This is a genomic window from Clostridium sp. MT-14 (assembly GCF_042436595.1).
Lineage (GTDB): Bacteria > Bacillota > Clostridia > Clostridiales > Clostridiaceae > Clostridium_B > Clostridium_B aromativorans.
Window position 1 is genome coordinate 1 of sequence record NZ_JBHMIY010000082.1, and the last position, 1293, is coordinate 1293.

The 1293-nt window shown below is 34.4% G+C and carries 1 protein-coding gene and 2 pseudogenes; all 3 read right to left on the minus strand.

What is annotated here, in order from left to right; translation table 11 throughout:
- Positions 1-141 precede the first annotated feature (141 nt).
- Positions 142-738, minus strand: a pseudogene (gene grdA, locus ACFHWD_RS20565) (glycine/sarcosine/betaine reductase complex selenoprotein A).
- 45 nt (positions 739-783) lie between these two features.
- Positions 784-1116, minus strand: coding sequence for a co-chaperone YbbN (locus tag ACFHWD_RS20570; protein WP_179976992.1), 333 nt, complete (start codon positions 1114-1116; stop codon positions 784-786).
- A gap of 53 nt (positions 1117-1169) precedes the next feature.
- Positions 1170-1293, minus strand: a pseudogene (locus ACFHWD_RS20575) (thioredoxin-disulfide reductase); the annotation flags it as partial.

Below are 1293 nucleotides of genomic sequence, written 5' to 3' on the forward strand. Positions count from 1 at the left end.
CTCTTAACAACGGGAAAATTCATTTTAAAACCTCCTATTTATTTTAATAATAGCATGCATTCCTGCATGCTATTATTCTTTATTCTAATATCAAAACTATTTTCTACCAAAAATTTTTCCTTTTTAATGAAATTATTTATATTATTTATTATATTTTGAATACTGGTCTCTTATAGTGTTTACCTCACTTATAATATCTTCTACATCAAGAACCATTTCCATCATGCTGCACTGTTCATCATAAACTGCAGCATCACATTCTTCCTTTATTTCAGGTTCTACAATATGATAGACAGCCAGTCCAAGTGCTACTCCTGCAAGCGGTCCAGCAAAAGTCGGATCTCCCGCACTTACCGTTTCTGCAGAAAGACCTGACGCTTCTGCCTCTGCTCCACCTAAAATTACAACTATATTTTCTGCACCGTATTTTTCCGTCAAATCTTTTACCCTCTGTTGGATCTCCAGATCCATAGCTCCCGCAGCCGTTCAAACGAAACATTCTGTAGAAGCAAATATAACCTCTGCTCCGGCTGACTTTGCACAGACCTCAATAGCCTGGCCAGGTATACCGTCCCTATCTCCTATCGCAATTACCTTTTTACCTTTTAACATATTATCTCTTCCTTTTTTAATATTTATTTTGAACTTTATTTAATTTTAAAGNGCACAGACCTCAATAGCCTGGCCAGGTATACCGTCCCTATCTCCTATCGCAATTACCTTTTTACCTTTTAACATATTATCTCTTCCTTTTTTAATATTTATTTTGAACTTTATTTAATTTTAAAGCTTATCATATGTAGATTTTATAAAGCTCTTCACATCATCAAGAGTATTTATTTTATCTGCAGTTATAGTGTCCATTTTTTCACCGTTTTTATATATAATCATCGTCGGCAGTCCTAGAACTTTTTGAGAAATTGCTAACCTCCTTGCACTGCTTATATTAAGGCTGGCAAATTTTATTTTGTCACCATATACTTTTTCCAAGCCATGTACTCCAGGCATTAATTGTTTACAAATTTCACACTTATCGCCCCAAAAGTCAACAAACACTGGCTTTTCAACATATTCAGTAATTTCAGCATCCCAGTTTTTCTTGTTTAATTCTATCATTTTATTAACCCTCCTATTTTTATAACTGCCTTAATAAGGTAGCTCAGTATTTATTATTTCAATGATTCTAAATAGTGCTCAGCAGTAGTTGCTGCTATAGCACCATCAGCTGCTGCAGTTACTACTTGTCTCAAGGATTTTTTTCTTATATCACCTGCGGCAAATACTCCTGAAATA